Annotated in this window: 15 protein-coding genes; 11 read left to right on the plus strand and 4 right to left on the minus strand. The window is 71.6% G+C overall.

Going from position 1 to position 16773, the window contains the following annotated elements:
- Nucleotides 1-129: 129 nt before the first annotated feature.
- The 3 genes from DQ392_RS09805 to DQ392_RS09815 all read right to left on the minus strand — a co-directional run bounded on the left by DQ392_RS09805 (nucleotide 130) and on the right by DQ392_RS09815 (nucleotide 3984).
- A complete protein-coding gene (locus tag DQ392_RS09805; RefSeq protein WP_114015156.1) occupies nucleotides 130-2214 on the minus strand; it encodes a PTS fructose transporter subunit IIABC in 2085 nt (694 codons plus the stop codon).
- Nucleotides 2215-2278: 64 nt separating this feature from the next.
- Nucleotides 2279-3226 (minus strand): 1-phosphofructokinase, encoded by a 948-nt coding sequence (gene pfkB / locus DQ392_RS09810; RefSeq protein WP_114015157.1) that lies wholly within the window; start codon nucleotides 3224-3226, stop codon nucleotides 2279-2281.
- The gene (locus DQ392_RS09815) at nucleotides 3223-3984 is read right to left on the minus strand and encodes a DeoR/GlpR family DNA-binding transcription regulator (RefSeq protein ID WP_114015313.1); all 762 of its coding nucleotides are present in this window, start codon (nucleotides 3982-3984) and stop codon (nucleotides 3223-3225) included. Before DQ392_RS09815 ends, pfkB begins: the two co-directional genes overlap by 4 nt.
- A 209-nt stretch (nucleotides 3985-4193) precedes the next feature.
- Here DQ392_RS09815 and DQ392_RS09820 point away from each other — a divergent pair, with 209 nt between their 5' ends.
- A complete protein-coding gene (locus tag DQ392_RS09820) occupies nucleotides 4194-4790 on the plus strand; it encodes a DinB family protein (RefSeq protein WP_114015158.1) in 597 nt (198 codons plus the stop codon).
- Nucleotides 4791-4820: 30 nt separating this feature from the next.
- Here DQ392_RS09820 and DQ392_RS09825 read toward each other — a convergent pair whose 3' ends face one another.
- Nucleotides 4821-5738, minus strand: a complete 918-nt coding sequence (locus DQ392_RS09825) for a cyclase family protein (RefSeq protein ID WP_114015159.1) — start codon at nucleotides 5736-5738, stop codon at nucleotides 4821-4823.
- A gap of 196 nt (nucleotides 5739-5934) precedes the next feature.
- On the opposite strand from DQ392_RS09825, the gene DQ392_RS09830 reads away from it, so the two are divergent.
- The 10 genes from DQ392_RS09830 to DQ392_RS09875 all read left to right on the plus strand — a co-directional run bounded on the left by DQ392_RS09830 (nucleotide 5935) and on the right by DQ392_RS09875 (nucleotide 16547).
- Nucleotides 5935-6552, plus strand: coding sequence for a TetR/AcrR family transcriptional regulator (locus DQ392_RS09830; RefSeq protein WP_181856357.1), 618 nt, complete (start codon nucleotides 5935-5937; stop codon nucleotides 6550-6552).
- A gap of 173 nt (nucleotides 6553-6725) precedes the next feature.
- Nucleotides 6726-8384, plus strand: a complete 1659-nt coding sequence (locus DQ392_RS09835) for a catalase (RefSeq protein WP_114015161.1) — start codon at nucleotides 6726-6728, stop codon at nucleotides 8382-8384.
- 78 nt (nucleotides 8385-8462) lie between these two features.
- Nucleotides 8463-8768: a hypothetical protein gene (locus tag DQ392_RS09840; protein ID WP_114015162.1), complete on the plus strand. Its 306-nt coding sequence runs from the start codon at nucleotides 8463-8465 to the stop codon at nucleotides 8766-8768.
- A 394-nt stretch (nucleotides 8769-9162) separates the two neighbouring features.
- Nucleotides 9163-10653, plus strand: a complete 1491-nt coding sequence (locus tag DQ392_RS09845) for an ATP-binding protein (RefSeq protein ID WP_245981291.1) — start codon at nucleotides 9163-9165, stop codon at nucleotides 10651-10653.
- Between the two features lie 3 nt (nucleotides 10654-10656).
- Entirely contained in the window at nucleotides 10657-11061 is a 405-nt protein-coding gene (locus tag DQ392_RS09850; RefSeq protein WP_181856358.1) for a roadblock/LC7 domain-containing protein, read from the plus strand.
- Nucleotides 11058-11408 carry a DUF742 domain-containing protein gene (locus DQ392_RS09855; RefSeq protein ID WP_114015164.1) on the plus strand — a complete coding sequence of 117 codons (351 nt, stop codon included), beginning with the start codon at nucleotides 11058-11060 and terminating at the stop codon, nucleotides 11406-11408. Before DQ392_RS09850 ends, DQ392_RS09855 begins: the two co-directional genes overlap by 4 nt.
- Nucleotides 11389-12009 (plus strand): GTP-binding protein, encoded by a 621-nt coding sequence (locus tag DQ392_RS09860; protein ID WP_114015165.1) that lies wholly within the window; start codon nucleotides 11389-11391, stop codon nucleotides 12007-12009. Before DQ392_RS09855 ends, DQ392_RS09860 begins: the two co-directional genes overlap by 20 nt.
- 44 nt (nucleotides 12010-12053) lie before the next feature.
- Nucleotides 12054-13568 carry a cytochrome P450 gene (locus tag DQ392_RS09865; protein ID WP_114015166.1) on the plus strand — a complete coding sequence of 505 codons (1515 nt, stop codon included), beginning with the start codon at nucleotides 12054-12056 and terminating at the stop codon, nucleotides 13566-13568.
- A 396-nt stretch (nucleotides 13569-13964) separates the two neighbouring features.
- Nucleotides 13965-15158: a selina-4(15),7(11)-diene synthase gene (locus DQ392_RS09870; RefSeq protein ID WP_220182608.1), complete on the plus strand. Its 1194-nt coding sequence runs from the start codon at nucleotides 13965-13967 to the stop codon at nucleotides 15156-15158.
- A 39-nt stretch (nucleotides 15159-15197) separates the two neighbouring features.
- Nucleotides 15198-16547: a cytochrome P450 gene (locus DQ392_RS09875; protein WP_245981292.1), complete on the plus strand. Its 1350-nt coding sequence runs from the start codon at nucleotides 15198-15200 to the stop codon at nucleotides 16545-16547.
- Nucleotides 16548-16773 lie beyond the last annotated feature (226 nt).

Raw genomic sequence — 16773 nt, forward strand, 5'->3', positions numbered from 1 at the left:
CCCCGAGCCGGCGGCGCCCGGCAAACGCGCTCCACCGCGCCCGCACGTCACCCCAGCGGAGGCTGCACAGGGCCGCTGTCCACACCGCCCCCGACAGCCCTCAGCGCGACGACGACGCGTGAGCCCGTCTCATCGCGGGGAGCCGGCCGCCTCTCCCGCACGACGCGCCGCGGGCGTCGCCGGCTGTGCCGTCCTCTCGCGAGCGCCGGGGGCCGTCTCAGCGCCGCCGCCCGCCGCCCGCGGGCGACGACCCTTCAGAACGAGGACGAGGCCCGCCGTCACCGCCGTACCCGCGGCGATCGCCAGCAGGTACGGCAGCGGGTTCCCGATCAGCGGCACCACGAAGGCTCCTCCGTGCGGGGCCCGCAGCGTGGAGCCGAAGGCCATCGACAGCGCGCCGGTGACCGCGCCGCCCGCCATCGCGGACGGGATGACCCGCAGCGGGTCCGCCGCGGCGAAGGGGATCGCGCCCTCGGTGATGAAGGAAGCCCCCAGCACCCAGGCGGCCTTCCCGTTCTCCCGCTCGGTCTCGGTGAACAGCTGCCCCCGTACGGTCGTGGCCAGTGCCATCGCCAGCGGCGGAACCATGCCGGCGGCCATCACCGCCGCCATCACCTTCAGGCTGCCGTCGTTCGGGTCGGCCAGGCCGCCCACGGCGAAGGCGTACGCGACCTTGTTCAGCGGGCCGCCGAGGTCGAAGCACATCATCAGGCCGAGCACCACGCCGAGGACGACGGCGTTGGATCCGGACAGACCGCCGAGCCAGTCGGTCAGCGCCTTTTGAAGGGCCGCGATCGGCTCACCGATCACGACGAACATCAAGAAGCCCACGACCGCGGACGCCAGGAGGGGTATCACCAGCACCGGCATGATGCCGCGCAGCGTCGGCGGAATGCGCACGCGCTGGATCGCCGTCACCACCGCGCCCGCGAGCAGGCCGGCGACCAGACCGCCCAGGAAGCCCGCGTCGATGGTCACCGCGATCGACCCGCCCACGAACCCGGGGACGAGTCCGGGCCGGTCGGCCATGCCGTAGGCGATGTAGCCGGCCAGCACCGGGACGAGGAAGGCGAAGGCGGCGTTGCCGACCTGGTTGAGCAGGGCGGCCCAGCTGTGGATCTCGGTCCACACGAAGTGGTCGGCGACGGACTTCGCGTCGGCGATCTCGTAGCCGCCCAGGGCGAAGGAGAGCGCGATCAGCAGGCCGCCCGCGGCGACGAACGGCACCATGTAGCTGACACCGCTCATCAGGTAGCGGCGGAGCCGCGAGCCGAAGCCCTCGCCCGCGCCCGGCTCCTCGACGGCCTCGGTCCCCTGGCCGGCGGGCCCGTTCGTCTCGCCGCGCGCGGCCTTGGCGCGCGCCTCGGTGATCAGCTCCGCGGGCCGGTTGATGCCGGCCTTCACGCCGACGTCGACGGTGGGTTTGCCGGCGAACCTGGCCTTGTCCCGCACCTCCACGTCGTGCGCGAGGATCACGGCGTCCGCGCCGGCTATGACACCGGGCTCGACCTTGGTGAACCCTCCTGACCCCTGGGTCTCGACGGTCACCTCGACCCCGGCCTCCTGCCCGGCCCGCTCCAGGGCCTCGGCGGCCATGTAGGTGTGCGCGATGCCCGTCGGGCAGGACGTGACGGCGACGATCCGGAACGGGGCCTCGTCCGCAGCCCCCGTGCCCGCCGACCGGGCGCCCGGCGGTGTGGGGGGCCCGTCGCGGTCCGTATCCGGCTCCGCGCCGTCCGCCGCCGCGGGTTCGTCGTCGTGCGCGGCCGTCGGCCCGTCGCCGCGGATCATGGCAGCCGCGGCGCCCGGGTCCTGTTCCGTGCGGAGCGCCGCGGCGAACTCCTGGTCCGTCAGCCGCCGGGCCAGCGCGGAGAGGATGCTCAGGTGCTCGCTGTCGGCCCCGTCGGGAGCGGCGATCAGGAAGATCAGATCGGCGGGTCCGTCCGGGGCGCCGAAGTCGATGCCGCGCGCGCTGCGGCCGAACGCCAGCGCGGGCTCGGTGACGTGTGGGCTGCGGCAGTGCGGGATGCCGATGCCGCCGTCGAGGCCGGTCGGCATCTGGGCCTCGCGGGCGGCGACGTCGGCGAGGAACCCGTCGATGTCGGTGACCCTGCCGGCCGCCGCCATCCGCGTGGCGAGCGCCCTGGCGGCCGCTTCCTTGGTGTCGGCGGACAGGTCGAGATCGACCAGCTCCGGGGTGATCAGCTCGCTCATCGCGGCTCCTTGGTGACCGGCCGCCCGCTCGGGCGGCTGGGGGAGGGGGAGGGGAACCCGGCCTTCATCGCGTCGGTTCGGTGAGGGCGCGGCTGACGGGGATGTCCGTGGTCGTGGTGACCGGCGCCGGGTCGAGGTCGGCGGGGGCCGGCATCGCGCTGCCCGGCTTCTGCACGGCGGCGGTTCCGTACGCGACGGCCGCGGCGAGCGCCGCCGGGCCCCGGCCGCCGGCGGCCAGGAAACCGGCCAGCGACGCGTCGCCCGCGCCGACGTCGCTGCGCGCGACCACCTCGGCCGCGGTACCGAAGTACGTACCGGACTCGTCCAGGAGCAGTTGCCCGTCGGCGCCCAGGCTGGCCAGGACGGCGCGGGCACCGCGCCCGCGCAGTTCCTGAGCGGCCTTCACCGCGTCACCGACCGTGGCCAGGGGACGCCCGACGGCCTCGGACAGCTCCGCGGCGTTCGGCTTGACCACGTCGGGCCGCCGCCCGAGCGCGGCGGTCAGGGCCGCACCGGAGGTGTCCAGGGCGATCCTGCCTCCGCCCCGGTGGGTGCGGTCCACCACCTCGGCGTACCACTCGGGCCCTGGGCCGCGCGGCAGGCTGCCGCAGCAGGCGATCCACTCCGCGTCCGCCGACCGCGCGCGGACGGCCTCCAGCATCGCCTCGGCGGCTGTCGTGGCGATCTCGGGGCCTGCCGCGTTGACCTTGGTGAGCGTGCCGTCCGGCTCGACGAGCGTGACGTTGACGCGGGTCGAGCCGGCGACGGGGACCCCGGCCACCTCGATGCCGTGCTCTTCGAGCAGCCGGGCCAGCAGCGCGCCTTCGGGACCACCGAGCGGAACCACCGCCACCGTGCGGCCGCCGGCGGCGGCGACGGCGCGGGAGACGTTCACACCCTTGCCGCCGGGGTCCACCCGGTCGCCGGCCGAGCGCAGCACCGCGCCGCGCTCCAGCGCCGGCAGCTCGTAGGTGCGATCCAGGCTGGGATTCGGGGTCAGGGTGAGGATCACGCGCGCACCACCGCCGTGCCTCGACGCTCGATCGCGAGGGCCTCCTCGGGGGCCAGGCCGGTGTCGGTGATCAGCAGATCGACGTCGGAGAGGGCACCGAAGCGGGCGAGGTGTTCCTGGCCGAACTTCGCGGAGTCGCAGAGCAGTACGACCCGGCGGGCAGCCGCGAGTGCGGCACGCTTGACCGCGGCCTCCGCGAGATCGGGGGTGGTCAGCCCGCCGGTGTGGGAGAAGCCGTTGGTGGCGATGAAGGCGATGTCCGCCCGGATCTCGCCGTAGGCCCGCAGCGCCCAGGCGTCGACGGCGGCCCGGGTGCGGTGCCGTACCCGGCCGCCGACCAGGTGCAGGGCGATGCCGGGGTGGTCGGCGAGCCGTGCCGCGGCGGGAAGCGCGTGGGTCACCACGGTGAGGGCGGAGTCGAGGGGGATGAGAGCGGCGAGCCTGGCCGCGGTGGTGCCCGCGTCGAGGATGACGCTGCCCTCGGCGGGCAGTTCGGTCAGCGCGGCGTGCGCGATCCGGTCCTTCTCGTCGGCGGCCACCGCGTCCCGCTCGGCGAGGTCGGGTTCGAAGTCGAGCCGTCCTGCGGGGATGGCGCCACCGTGGACGCGGCGGATGAGCCCCGCCCGGTCCAGCACCTTCAGATCGCGCCGTACGGTCTCCGCGGTGACCTGGAACTCCTCGGCCAGGGACAGCACGTCGACCCGCCCGCTCTCACGGGCCAGACGCAGGATCTCCTGCTGGCGCTCCGGTGCGTACATGGTCTTCTGCGTCCGTTTCATGACTGTCTCTGTGGGGCCGCGGTCATGTTACGAGCGCGGGACCGTGAAGTAAATGCATTCGGACATGAGACGGTCATGGTCGGACACGGCGGTGGTGCCTGGCGGTGCTGCCCGCGCGCAGAAGTGGGACGGTGCGCGTGCTGCCGACGAGGGGACGTGGGGCGCGTGAGGATGGTTGGCTGTCCGGCATGACCGCACCGGATCCGAAGAAGGATCTCCACCGTTATCTACAGACGGCCCGCGACGCTCTGCTGTGGAAGCTCGAAGGGCTGTCGGAGTACGACATCCGGCGCCCGCTGACGCCCACAGGCACCAATCTGCTGGGGCTCGTCAAGCACGTGTCGTACTGCGAACTGGGCTACTTCGGCGATACGTTCGGGCGCCCCGCCGGCCACCTGCTGCCCCCGCTGACACAGGAAGCAGAGCCCAACGCGGACATGTGGGCGACCGCGGACGAATCGCGCGAGGACGTCGTCGGGCGGTACCGCCGGGTGTGCGCGCACGCGGACACGACGATCGAGAGCCTGGCACTGGACGCCACGGGCTGGGTGCCGCACTGGCCGGCCGAACGGAGCGAGGTGACGCTCCACCGGATTCTGGTGCACATGCTCGCCGAGACCCAACGGCACGCGGGGCACGCCGACATCGTGCGGGAACTCGTCGACGGCGCCACCGGGCTGCGGGACGGGAACGACAACATGCCGCCGGCCGACCTCGCCTGGTGGGAGAGGTACCGCCACCGTCTGGAGCGGGCGGCGCGCGGGGTGGGCGCGGACCGGGTCTGAGCGACCCGGCGCGCCACGGCTTCGCCCGGTTCAGCGGATCGCGACCGGGCTGACGGGGGAGCCGACGCCGCCGGTGACGCGCAAGGCGGTGGCCGTCAAGAAGAAGTCCCAGGTGCCGTCGGTGCGGCAGGCGGCGGCGAGCTCCTCGAAGTTCCAGATCTCGCCCAGCATCATGCCCATGTCCCTGATCAGGATGGCGTGCAGCGGCACGAGGCCGTCGCCGGCGGGCTGGACCTCGACCCCCCAGTTGTCGGCCGCCACCATCGCCACCTCCCGCTCGTGGATCCACGAGGCGCACTCCGGGGCGAGCCCCGGTTCGGCGTCCAGCCAGCCGTCCCAGCCCTGGGTCAGCCCCTTGCGCATCCAGCCGGTCCGCACGAGCAGGGCGTCACCACTCCTGAGCCGCGTACCGCAGGCTTCCTCGGCGCGCTCCAGATCGGCCGCGGTCAGGGCGCGCCCCGGCTCCAGCCATTCCCCGCCGTCGAGTCCCGCGACATCGAGGAGGACGCCGCGGCCCGCGAAGCCGGGAAGTGTCGCGTCGATGGCGTTGCGGGTCGCCCCGCGGGCCGGGGCGACGGTATCGACCGGCACTCCGTTGTAGAAGGAGCCGTCGTATCCGACGTGCGTGAGGCCGTCGAGCTGGGTCCCGGACTGGAGGGGCATGGCGATGAAGTCGTCGCTGATGACGAGCCCCTCCGGCGCGGTGAAGTCGTGCGGGGTGACCGTCATGGTGTGGACGGGGTTGATCCGCCGCATCCAGCCGGTCTGCGGTCCTGTGGAGCCGACCGGGATGCTCAACTCGTACCGTCGGCCGGTGCGCACGGACTCGACGGCCTGCCTGACCGTCCGCGGTGTCACGAAGTTGAGCGTGCCCAGCTCGTCCTCCTCGCCCCAGCGTCCCCAGTTGGACAGCTCGCGGCCAGCTTCCTTGAACGCGTATTCGGTCATGGTGTGCCCTTCTCTTCGGGGGTCGGCGGCGCCGGCTCGGTGCGGGGACGGCCGTGCAGCGCCGAGTCCCGCTCAGTGCACTGACTGCACCCTGCAAGGTGTCGTCAGTGCACTCATTGCACTCGCGGAAGGAGAGTACTCTGGAGAGTGCAATGAGTGCAAAGAGCCTGACGGGCGACTTCGACGGGACGAGAGCGTGAGTGCATCGCGACGACAGGCGCCGAGCGAGCGCGAGTACAGGAAGCGGGCGACCACCGCCCGCCTGCGGGACTCGGCGACCCAGCTGGCGGGCCGGTGGGGCAGGGACCAGGTCACCATCGACGACATCTGCGCCGACGCGGGAGTCTCCCGCCGCACGTTCTTCAACCACTTCGCGACCAAGGACGAGGCGTTCCTCGCCTGGGACGCCTCCGACGACGCGTACCTCGTCGGCCTCATCGTGGACAGGCCCAGGGCGGAGAGCGCCGTACGGGCCGCGCTGTGGGCCATGACGACCACCGCCTTCGCGCCCGAGCCCGGCAGCCGCGCCACCGTCGTGCGCGAGGTCATGGCACACAGTCCTGGTGTGGCCGCGCAGGCCACCCAGCTGACCCGCAAGGTCGTGGGCGCCGTCGAGGCGGGCATCGCCGCGCGACTCGGCCTGCCGGCGGACTCCCATGTCGTGCGCCTCGGCGCCGTCACCGCAGTCGCCGCGCTCACGGTGACGATGCGTACCGCGGAATACGGCGAGGCCGAGCGCGAGCGGCTGCTGGAGGAGACCTGCCGGGTGCTGGACGCGGGCTTCCAGGCCGTCCGGCCCGCCGAAGGCCCCTGAGCCCGCACGGTCGGCTTCCCCCGCTGACGGGCTCCTCGGTGGTGTGGGCCGAACGAGTGCACCAATGCGGTGAGGTCTGTGGCACCGCCGCCCGAACGGGTACCCCTGTTCACCCGAGTTCTCCTCCGCGGCGCGGACCGAGCGCCTTCGCGTGCTGAAGGGACCCAAGAGCAGTGACAGACGTAGCCAGCCAGGGATCCGCACCCGGTGACGACCGTCCGGTGCTCACCAACCGGCAGGGTCACAAGGTCTATGACAACCAGAACCAGCGGACGGTCGGCGCACGCGGCCCTGCCACGCTGGAGAACTACCAGTTCCTGGAAAAGATCAGCCACTTCGACAGGGAGCGCATTCCCGAGCGGGTCGTGCACGCCCGCGGTGCGACCGCCTACGGGTATTTCGAAAGCTACGGCGCCTGGGGCCAGGAGCCGGTCAGCCGCTACACCCGGGCGAAGCTCTTCCAGGAGCGCGGCAAGCGCACCGATGTGGCCGTGCGGTTCTCCACCGTGATCGGCGGCCGGGATTCCTCGGAGGCCGCCCGTGACCCGCGCGGTTTCGCGGTGAAGTTCTACACCGAGGAGGGCAACTGGGACCTCGTCGGAAACAACCTGGCCGTCTTCTTCATCCGGGACGCCATCAAGTTCCCCGACGTCATCCACGCGCTCAAGCCCGACCCGGTCTCGCACGAGCAGAAGCCTGCACGGATCTTCGACTTCATGTCGCAGACCCCGGAATCGATGCACATGCTCGTCAACCTCTTCAGCCCGCGCGGTATCCCCGCCGACTACCGGCACATGCAGGGCTTCGGCGTCAACACCTACAAATGGGTGAACGGCGAGGGGAAAACCGTCCTGGTCAAATACCACTGGATGCCCAAGCAGGGTGTGCGCAGCATGACCGAGGAGGACGCGGCCGCCGTCCAGGCCGGAGAACTGGGGCACGCGACGCACGACCTGTACGAGGCGATCCGCCGCGGCGACCACCCCGAATGGGAACTGCTCGTCCAGATGATGGACGACCACGACCATCCGGAACTGGACTTCGACCCCCTGGACGACACGAAGACCTGGCCCGAACAGGACTTCCCTCCCCGGCCGGTGGGCCGCATGGTTCTCGACCGCACCGTCGAGAACTATTTCGCGGAGAACGAGCAGATCTCCTTCGGCACCGGTGTCCTCGTCGACGGCCTGGACTTCTCCGACGACAAGATGCTCGTGGGCCGGACCTTCTCCTACAGCGACACGCAGCGCTACCGCGTCGGCCCGAACTATCTTCAGCTTCCGGTCAACCGCGCCAAGAACGCCACCGTGCACACCAACCAGCGCGACGGAATGATGGCCTACGAGCAGGATCCGCACGCGGGAAATCCGGAGGTCAACTACGAGCCGTCGGTCATGGGCGGACTGCGCGAAAGCCGGTATCCGACGACCGACGACGAAGGGCCCGTGATCCAGGGCCGGGTCACCCGCAAACGCATTCCGCGCACCAACGACTACCTCCAGGCGGGCCAGCGGTACCGCCTGCTGGAGGAGTGGGAGCGCGACGACCTGGTGAAGAACTTCGTCGCCCTGATCTCCCAGGCCGAGCGCGCGGTCCAGGAGCGGATGGTGTGGCATTTCCTGCTCGTCGAGAACGAACTCGGCCTCCGCGTCGGCGAGGGGCTGGGTATCGGTCCTGGCGACGTCCTTGGTCTTGAGCCGCTGGCCGGCCAGGACCTGACGGAGGAGGACCGCGAGCGGCTGGCGCACCTGGGCGACAATCCCGCGCGGGACGTCTCGGGCCTCACCATGACCCACTGCGTCCCGGACGAGCGGCACGTCGTCAGCCGCTGACGCGTCAGGGGGGGACGGAGAGGGAACCGGGGAAGGGGAAACGCGCGCGGGCCACCACGCCGGGAGGCACGAGCAGGTATGGCAGCGACGAAGCGGTACGCGGTCGCCGCGTCGGGGCAGTGGGTGGACGACGAAGACGGCCGCCGCCTGCCCGCGGGCGAGGTGCACGCCTGGGAACAGGGCCTGAACCAGACCGTGTGCGGCCTCTCGCTCAGCCGGTCACGGCTGACACGGTTCGCCCACATCGCCTGGCCCGACATCCTCCCCGACTCCGGGGGAGCGGCGGACCGCGTGCGGCGGGTGTGCCCCCGCTGCGCGTCCGTCGCAGGACGCCGCGGCGGTGAGGGGCGCCCGCGCTGGCACCGCACCAACCCCCGGCCGTGACCGCCCGCCTGAACAGGTCACCGGCCACGGCACGGTGACAGCGGGCTGAGAGCGCGGTGGCAGCGCGATGAGGGGGCGGTGACGCCGGGGTGCGGTGACGGCGTGTCCGCCGCTGCGAGGGCAGCGCGCGCACACCGGGAACGGACCTCGCTTGTCCGGTGGTGATCCATTCCGGTTATGCTGCCTGCGACTCGGCATGACGGTGCGTCACCGGGTCTCCGGTCACGTCCAGTTCTGCACGGGTCCCAAAACGGTGGGGCGAGCCCGTCGGCGGACCGGAGGTGCACTCGCTGCTGCCCACATCGCCTCTTTGCCCAGTCCGTCGAACGATTTGAGGACGCTGATGATGCGCACGGGTTCGTCGCCCGGAGGTCAACGGTCCGCGCCGCCCTGGATGTGGTGGCTCCCCGCACTCGCCATGGCCCTCGCCACGGCCGTCGCGGCCACCCAGGTCCCCGGCGACGCGCGCTCCGCGGTCATCTGGTGCGGGGTCGTGGGGACCGCCGCCGTCGCGCTCACCACCGGTGAACTGTCCCGCAGGGGCCGGGCGCTGGAGGCGCTGCGGAGCCGGTACGCGGAAGACCAGGCGGCCCTCCAGCGGCACCTGCACGAGCAGGAGGCCGCGACCGTGCGGTTGGCCAAGGAGCGGCTGCCCGAAGCGGTGGAAGCGCTGCGCCGGGGCGAGTTCGCCGAGAACGTGGTGCGTTCTGCCGCTTCCGCGGGCCCCGCGGCCGGGCTCGGGGCCGAGTTCGAGGCGGCGCACCACGAGTTGGTGCGCTCGGTGGTCGAGGCGGTGCGGGCCGAGGAGTCGCTGCGTGACTCCGCGCAGCGCGGCGTGGTCAACATCGCCCGCCGCGTCCAGGCCATCGTGCACCGCCAGGCGACCGACCTGCGGGAGATGGAGGAACGGCACGGACAGAGCCGCGAGTTCTTCGCCGACCTGCTGCGCCTGGACCACAGCAACGCCCTGATCAGCCGGCTCGCCGACACCATCGCGGTACTCGGCGGTGCCCGCCCCGGGCGGCAGTGGAGCCAGCCCGTGCCTCTCTACAGCGTGCTGCGTGGCGCGATGTCGCGGATCGCCGACTACCAGCGGGTCTCGCTCCACTCGGTCGCCGAGGTCGCCGTCATGGGACGCGCGGTGGAGCCGCTGATCCACGCGCTGGCCGAGCTGTTGGACAACGCCACCTGCTACTCGCCGCCGCAGACCCGCGTCCACCTGACGGCGGGCGAGGTGCACGCGGGCATCGCCATCGAGATCGAGGACGGCGGATTCGGGCTGAGCGAGGAGGCGCGGGCCCGCGCCGAGCACATGCTGGAGACCGCGCGTGAGGGCATCGACCTCAACGACCTCGGCGAGGCGCCGCGCCTCGGCCTGACCGTGGTCGGGCGCCTGGCGCAGGAGTACGACTTCCAGGTGTCGCTGGCACCGTCCGCCTACGGGGGCGTGCGGGCCGTTCTCGTCGTCCCCCATGAGCTGATCACCACGGCGCCCGCGAGCGCGCGCGCCCACGGCATCGGCGCCACTTCAGGGCAGCGTCCGGCGGACCGGCCCGTGGCGTCCGTGCCGTCGGCCAGGAAGGACACACTGCCGACCTCCGGCCGCGGGGAGCAGGAGCTGATGGAAGAGGAGACGCCGCAGGTCGCCGAGCGCACCGCCAGTGGGCTGCCGCAACGGCGCAGCCGCCGTGGCGGCCGGTCCACCGCCGCCCGCGCGAGGGCCGGTGCCCCCGCGGTGGAGGAGAGCGAGCGGGAGGAGGCGACGTCTGGCGAGCCCGCGCCCGGGATGTGGATGGGCGCCTTCCAGGAGGGCCTGTCAGGCAAGCGATCGGCAACGACTGCCGCCCAGGAACACAGCGACAAGTCGTCGGATGAAGGTGAGTGATCGATGGTTCGGCAGCCCGACATGGACTGGATGCTCAAGGACTTGGCGGAGAGCATCCCGCAGACCCGCCATGTCGTCCTTCTGTCGTCGGACGGCTTGTGCATGGCGCAGTGCCCGCTGGACAAGGACACCTCCGACCGGCTGGCGGCGATCGGAGCAGGTCTTCAGAGCCTGGCCAGAGCGGCTGCCGAGGAGTTCCCGCACAGCAACGGCAGCATGCGCATGGTCGTCATCGAACTGGACGGCGGCTTCCTGCATCTGATGGCGGCGGGCGAGGGGGCGCACCTGGTCGTCCTGGTCGACGAGGGGGTCGACATGGGCCTCGTCGGTCAGCACATGCGCGGCCTCGTCACCCGGATCGGCGCCCACCTCACCAGCCCCCCGCGTGGCGACCGGCTGGCGCGATGACGCAGGTGGGCGAGGAGTGGGACGAGGGCGGTCCGGAGCGGTTGTACGTCCTGACGGGCGGGCGCAGCGGCTTCGACGAGACCGGCCTCGACCTGGTCACGTTAATCGTCTCCCGTACCCCGCCGCAGATCGGCATGCAGCCTGAGCACGAGTCGATCCTGCGGGTGTGCGCGTCCCCGCTGAGTGTCGTGGAGATCTCGGCACACCTGAAACTCCCGGTGAGCATCGTCAGCGTGCTGCTCGCCGACCTCTTGGCCGAAGAACGTGTGGAAGCCAGGGCCCCTGCCCCTGCCCTTCCCGACATCGACATCATCAAGGCGGTGATCCATGGCCTCCAGAACCTTTGAGACGGCAGCGGGGCCTCGGAGCGAGGACGCGCTGCCGGCGTCGGCCACCTCCGCGGTCAAGATCGTGATCGTGGGCGGATTCGGCGTCGGCAAGACGACCCTGGTGCGCTCCGTGAGCGAGATCAGGCCGCTGACGACCGAGGAGACGATGACGCAGGCCAGCACCGGCGTCGACGACCTCGCCGGCGTCGAGCGCAAGTCGATGACGACCGTCGCCATGGACTTCGGCCGCATCAGCCTCAACGACGAGCTGGTCCTGTACCTGTTCGGCACCCCGGGGCAGCAGCGCTTCTGGTTCCTGTGGAACGGCCTGTTCGACGGGGCGCTGGGGGCCGTGGTGCTCGTCGACACCCGGCGGCTGGAGGCCAGTTTCGACGTGCTCGGCCGCCTGGAGGAGTCGCAGACGCCTTTCGTGGTGGCCGTCAACGCGTTCGACGAGGCGCCGTCCTACACCGACGGGGAGCTGCGTGAGGCGCTGGACCTGACCGACGAGGTGCCGCTCATGGTGTGTGACGCCCGGAACCGGGAGTCCAGCAAGGGCGTCCTCCTGGCGCTGATGCAGTACCTGCACTCCCTCGCCATGACTTCGGAGGCGACGTGACCCCGCAACCCCCCAACCCCTCGGACGAGCGGCGGGAGACGCATGTGCCGTTCCCGCGGCCCGAGCCCGGCGCCGGAGCGGGCGCCGCACCGGCCGGCCCACCGCCGGGCTGCCCCGCGCACGCCGCGGGTGCCGGGCCGGGCGGCGGCGCGGACGGGCTGCGCCGCCTCTTCGGTCCCGAGGCCGACACCGACCCCATGAGGCTGTACGAGAAGCTGCGGTCCGAGCACGGTCCTGTGGCCCCGGTGCTGCTGCCCGGCGACGTGCGTGTCTGGCTGGTGCTCGGCCACCGCGAGAACCTCGAAGTGGCCCGCACGCCCTCGCTCTTCTCCCGGGACTCGCGCTACTGGCACGCCATGCGTGAGGGCAGGATCCCCCCTGACCACCCGCTCGCGCCGCTCACCACGTGGCAGCCGCTGTGCGTGTTCGCCGACGGCATGGAGCACCAGCGGCTGCGCCAGGCGCTCACCGACAGCCTGTCGCGCTTCGAGTCGCGCGGTATCCGCCGGTACGTGATCCGCTTCACGCACCAGCTCATCGACGGCTTCGAGAACGCCGGACAGGCCGACCTGGTCGAGCAGTTCGCCGACCAGCTTCCGCTGCGCGTCATCACGCAGCTGTTCGGCATGGAGGAGGAGTACGGACCCCAGCTGGTCAAGGCCGCCAAGGACATGATCCAGGGCACCGAGACCGCGGTCGAGAGCAACGACTTCATCACCGACACCCTCCAGCGGCTGGTGGAGCGCAAGCGCGTGGAACCTGCGCACGACGTGGCCTCCAAGCTGATCGAGCACCCGGCGGGGCTGTCCGACGACGAGGTGCGAGAGCACCTGCGCGTCACCCTGGTCTCCGCCAACGAGCCGACGGTCAACCTGATCGCGAACACGCTGCGGATGCTGCTCACCGACCGCCGTTTCCGGGCGACCCTGGCAGGAGGGCACATGACCCTGCCGGACGCGCTGGAGCAGGTGCTGTGGGACGAGCCGCCGATGACGACGAACATCGGCAGGTGGGCGACGGGCGACACCCAGCTCGCCGGCCGGAAGATCAAGGCCGGCGACATGCTGGTCCTCGGGCTCGCGGCGGGCAACGTCGACCCCGCGGTCCGTCCCGACCTGTCGGTGCCGCTGCACGGCAACCGCTCCCATCTGGCGTTCAGCGCCGGGCCGCACGAGTGCCCGGGCCGGGACCTGGGCCGGGCCATCGCGGACACCGGTCTTGACACGCTGCTCTCGCGCCTGCCCGACCTACGGCTCGCGGTGCCTCATGAAGAGCTGCGCTGGGACTCGGCCCTGATGTCCCGTCGGCTCGTGGCGCTGCCCACCTCGTTCACGCCGCCGCGTCAGGCGGGGCGGGCGAGGCCCGGCGAGACGTCCATGTCGGCCCGGCAGCCCCTGCCGCCGCCCCAGCCCGTCCCCGGCGCCGCTGTGGGCACCCAGACGCGGCGGCCGCCGCCTCCCGGGGAAGCGCCGGCCGCCGGTGCCGTGTCACCGTCCGAGCCGGCACGCGGGACGGGCTGGGCGGCCGTGAAGCGCCGGCTGCGCGGCCGTGGCAGGTGAGCGCCTGACTGTCCGACCTGCCTGGCTTGTCCGGCGCCCGTGCGTTCCAGCGGGTACGCGTCCGTGCGCGTCCCCGTGGGATGGTGCCCGACTTCTCCCCGTCCGGGGCGGAATCACCCCAGCTGCCGTTCCGAATATGCCAAGTGCGCCCTACTGAGTCTCCTGTGGCGTGAATGGTTGCTTGTGGCAATGGATACACATGAGCAAAGAGGGTCACGTCGCGTCATCCGCTCCGTGCCACCTGTCGGCCCGCCCCCACCCGGGGGCGGGCCTCGGCATGGATCCTGGCGTGCGCGCGGCGCCGTGTCCGGAACCCCGGCGCGCCGTCGGCAGACCCTCAAGGAGTGTCCGGGCAAGGAAGCGGCGCGGCCGCAGGAGTGACTGAGGTGATCGATAGTGGAGCACGGGGTACTGGTTCCTCCCGTCTATTCTCCCATTTCCCCGGCGATACACCCCCGGCACGAGCGGATCGACCAACAGACCGCCGCCTGGGCGAAGAGCTTCGACATCGGCTCGCGTGAACTCCGCGAGAAGCTCATCGGCCACGACATAGGAACCTTCGCCGCCCGCATCCTCCCGGACGGCGACGAAGAGGTCGTCTCGCTGCTCGCCGACTTCATCCTCTGGCTCTTCGGCGTCGACGACGGCCACTGCGAAGAGGGAGAACTCGGCGCAGACCCCAAGGAACTCGTCCCCGAACTCTCCCGGCTGCTGCGCGTAGCCCAGAACCCGGAAGCCCCCATGCTCACCGGCGACTCGCTGGCCGCCGGGCTGCGGGACCTGCGGTACCGCATGAACCTGCATGCGACACCGGGCCAGATCGCCCGCTGGGTCGACGCGCTGCGGGAGTACTTCCTGTCCGTGGTGTGGGAAGCCTCGCACCGCAGCAAGGGCACCGTCCCCGACCTCAACGACTACACCCTGATGCGGCTCTACGACGGTGCCACGTCCGTCGTGATGCCGCTGCTGGAGATGGGCTACGGCTACGAACTCCAGCCGCACGAGAGGGACAGCACGTCCGTGCGGGCCGCCGCCGAGATGGCCTACTTCATCATCACGTGGGACAACGACCTCTTCTCCTACCACAAGGAGTCCCGGGGCCAGCAGTACTACCTCAACGTGCTGCGTGTGCTCGAACACCACCAGGCGATGAGCCCCGAGGACGCCCTGCGGACCGCCGTCGCCCAACGCGACCGCGTCATGTGCCTGTTCCTCAGGCTGAGCGCCCACCTCGCCGCCTCCGGCAGCCCCCAACTGCGCCAGTACCTGACAAGCCTCACCTCCTTCATACGGGCCGCGCAGGACTGGGGCATCTCCTCGCGCAGGTACACCACCCCCGAGGACCCCGCCGATCTGCCCACCACGTTCCGCGACACGCCCACGGACGACAGCACCGAACCTCTCGACATCCCGGCCGTCTCCTGGTGGTGGGACATCGTCCCCGAGGGACCCGGAGGACCGGTCCCCGCGGCGCCGCCCGTCCCGCGCCACAGGCAGCCGGCGGGCGGCGAGGGGGCCGCCCCCGTTCCCCACCGCCCCGCGCGCGACCGCGTGGCGATGGCCGGACACCACCACTGCTCCTGCGCCTGAGCACCGACCGCCGAGAGCGTCACGAAGAGGAGCACCGAAGTGAACACCGCCTTGCGCGCGATACCCCGGGCCCCGGGAAGACTGCCCCTGCTCGGTCACGTCGTCCCCCTGCTGCGGCGACCGCTGGACTTCATGCAGTCCCTCAGATCGACCGGCGACCTGGTCAGGGTGGACGTCGGCACCCTCCCGATCTACTTCGTCACCAGCGCCGACCTCACACACGAACTCCTGGTGACCAAGGCACGCCACGTCGACAAGGGCCGCTTCTTCGTCAGGGCGCGGGTCCTGGTCGGCGACTCCCTGCCGACCGCGCCCTCGCACATCCACCGTCCGCACCGCAGGCTGATGCAGCCGGCCTTCCACCACAAGCGGATCGCCGAGTATGCGCGCGTGATGGCGGACCGGGCCACGGCCATGGCCGAGGGCTGGTCCGCCCGCCAGACGATCGCCGTCGACGAGGAGTTGGCGGAGTTCTCCGTCGGCACCCTCGCCGAGACGATGTTCTCCACCGACATCAGCCGGCCCGCTGCCGTGGCCGTCCGCCGCGACGTGCCGATCCTGCTGAAGACCGCACTGCTGCGCGCCGTGACGCCGAGGCTGCTGGACCGGCTGCCGATCCCGGCCAACCGGAAGTTCGACGCGGCAGCCACCCGTCTGCGCAAGGTCATCGACGACGTCGTGGCGGCCTCCCGCGAGCACGAGGAACCGGAGGCCAACGACCTGCTCTCCATGCTGCTCGCCGCGCGCGACAGCGACACCGGAGAGGCGCTCAGCGACCGTGAGGTCCGTGACGAACTGGTCGCCATCATGTTCGCCGGCACGGAGACGACCGCCTCGACGCTGTCGTGGACCTTCCACGAACTGGCCACCCACCCTGAGGTCGAGGACCGCCTGGTGGCCGAGATCGAGTCCGTGGTCGGTGACCGGCCCGTCACCTTCGAGGACGTGCCCAAGCTGGAGTACATGGACCGTGTGCTGCGCGAGGTGTCGCGCATGCACTCCGTCCCGCTGCTGATGCGCCGGGTCACCACGCCCGTCGAACTCGGCGGCGTCGAACTCCCTGTCGGTACCGAGATCGGGTTCAGCCTCTACGCCCTGCACCGGGACGCGCGCCTCTATGAGGCCCCGGAGCGGTTCGACCCGGACCGGTGGCTTCCCGAGCGCCGCCAGGGCCAACCGCGCGAGGGCTACATCCCCTTCGGTTCCGGCAACCGCAAGTGCATCGGTGACGGCTTCGCCTGGGCGGAGATCGTCATCACACTGGCCACCGTGCTGGCCCGCTGGCGGCTCGAGCCGCTGCCCGAACACTCCGTGAAGGAGGTCGCTTCTGCGGTGGCACACCCGGACCGGCTGCCGATGCGGGTGATGCCGCGGACGGCGATGGTGTGACCGCCCGAGCGCGGTAGCCGCTCTCCCTCGTGCCTTCGCCCCCGGCCACTGGGCCGGGGGCGTCGCGCCGGCCTGGAGTCTGGTGCCGTGTCCGATCCGTGAGAACATTCCACGAACCGTGAGCCGAAGTCGGTGCCCAAGCCGGTGCCCGAGCCGGAGCCGGGTCCGAACCGGCGGAGCCGACGGGGAGTCGGGGGCGGCCGCGCGCACCGTCACCGTCCGGGAC

Source organism: Streptomyces reniochalinae (genome assembly GCF_003323735.1).
GTDB classification, from domain to species: Bacteria; Actinomycetota; Actinomycetes; order Streptomycetales; family Streptomycetaceae; genus Streptomyces; species Streptomyces reniochalinae.

Bases quoted from the DNA above. Each gene is read 5' to 3' on its own strand.
- DQ392_RS09805 (WP_114015156.1), bottom strand. From the start codon at position 2,214: ATGAGCGAGCTGATCACCCCGGAGCTGGTCGATCTCGACCTGTCCGCC.
- DQ392_RS09840 (WP_114015162.1), top strand. From the start codon at position 8,463: ATGGCAGCGACGAAGCGGTACGCGGTCGCCGCGTCGGGGCAGTGGGTG.
- DQ392_RS09815 (WP_114015313.1), bottom strand. From the start codon at position 3,984: ATGTACGCACCGGAGCGCCAGCAGGAGATCCTGCGTCTGGCCCGTGAG.
- DQ392_RS09825 (WP_114015159.1), bottom strand. From the start codon at position 5,738: ATGACCGAATACGCGTTCAAGGAAGCTGGCCGCGAGCTGTCCAACTGG.
- DQ392_RS09855 (WP_114015164.1), top strand. From the start codon at position 11,058: ATGACGCAGGTGGGCGAGGAGTGGGACGAGGGCGGTCCGGAGCGGTTG.
- DQ392_RS09860 (WP_114015165.1), top strand. From the start codon at position 11,389: ATGGCCTCCAGAACCTTTGAGACGGCAGCGGGGCCTCGGAGCGAGGAC.
- DQ392_RS09820 (WP_114015158.1), top strand. From the start codon at position 4,194: ATGACCGCACCGGATCCGAAGAAGGATCTCCACCGTTATCTACAGACG.
- DQ392_RS09850 (WP_181856358.1), top strand. From the start codon at position 10,657: ATGGTTCGGCAGCCCGACATGGACTGGATGCTCAAGGACTTGGCGGAG.
- DQ392_RS09845 (WP_245981291.1), top strand. From the start codon at position 9,163: ATGTGGTGGCTCCCCGCACTCGCCATGGCCCTCGCCACGGCCGTCGCG.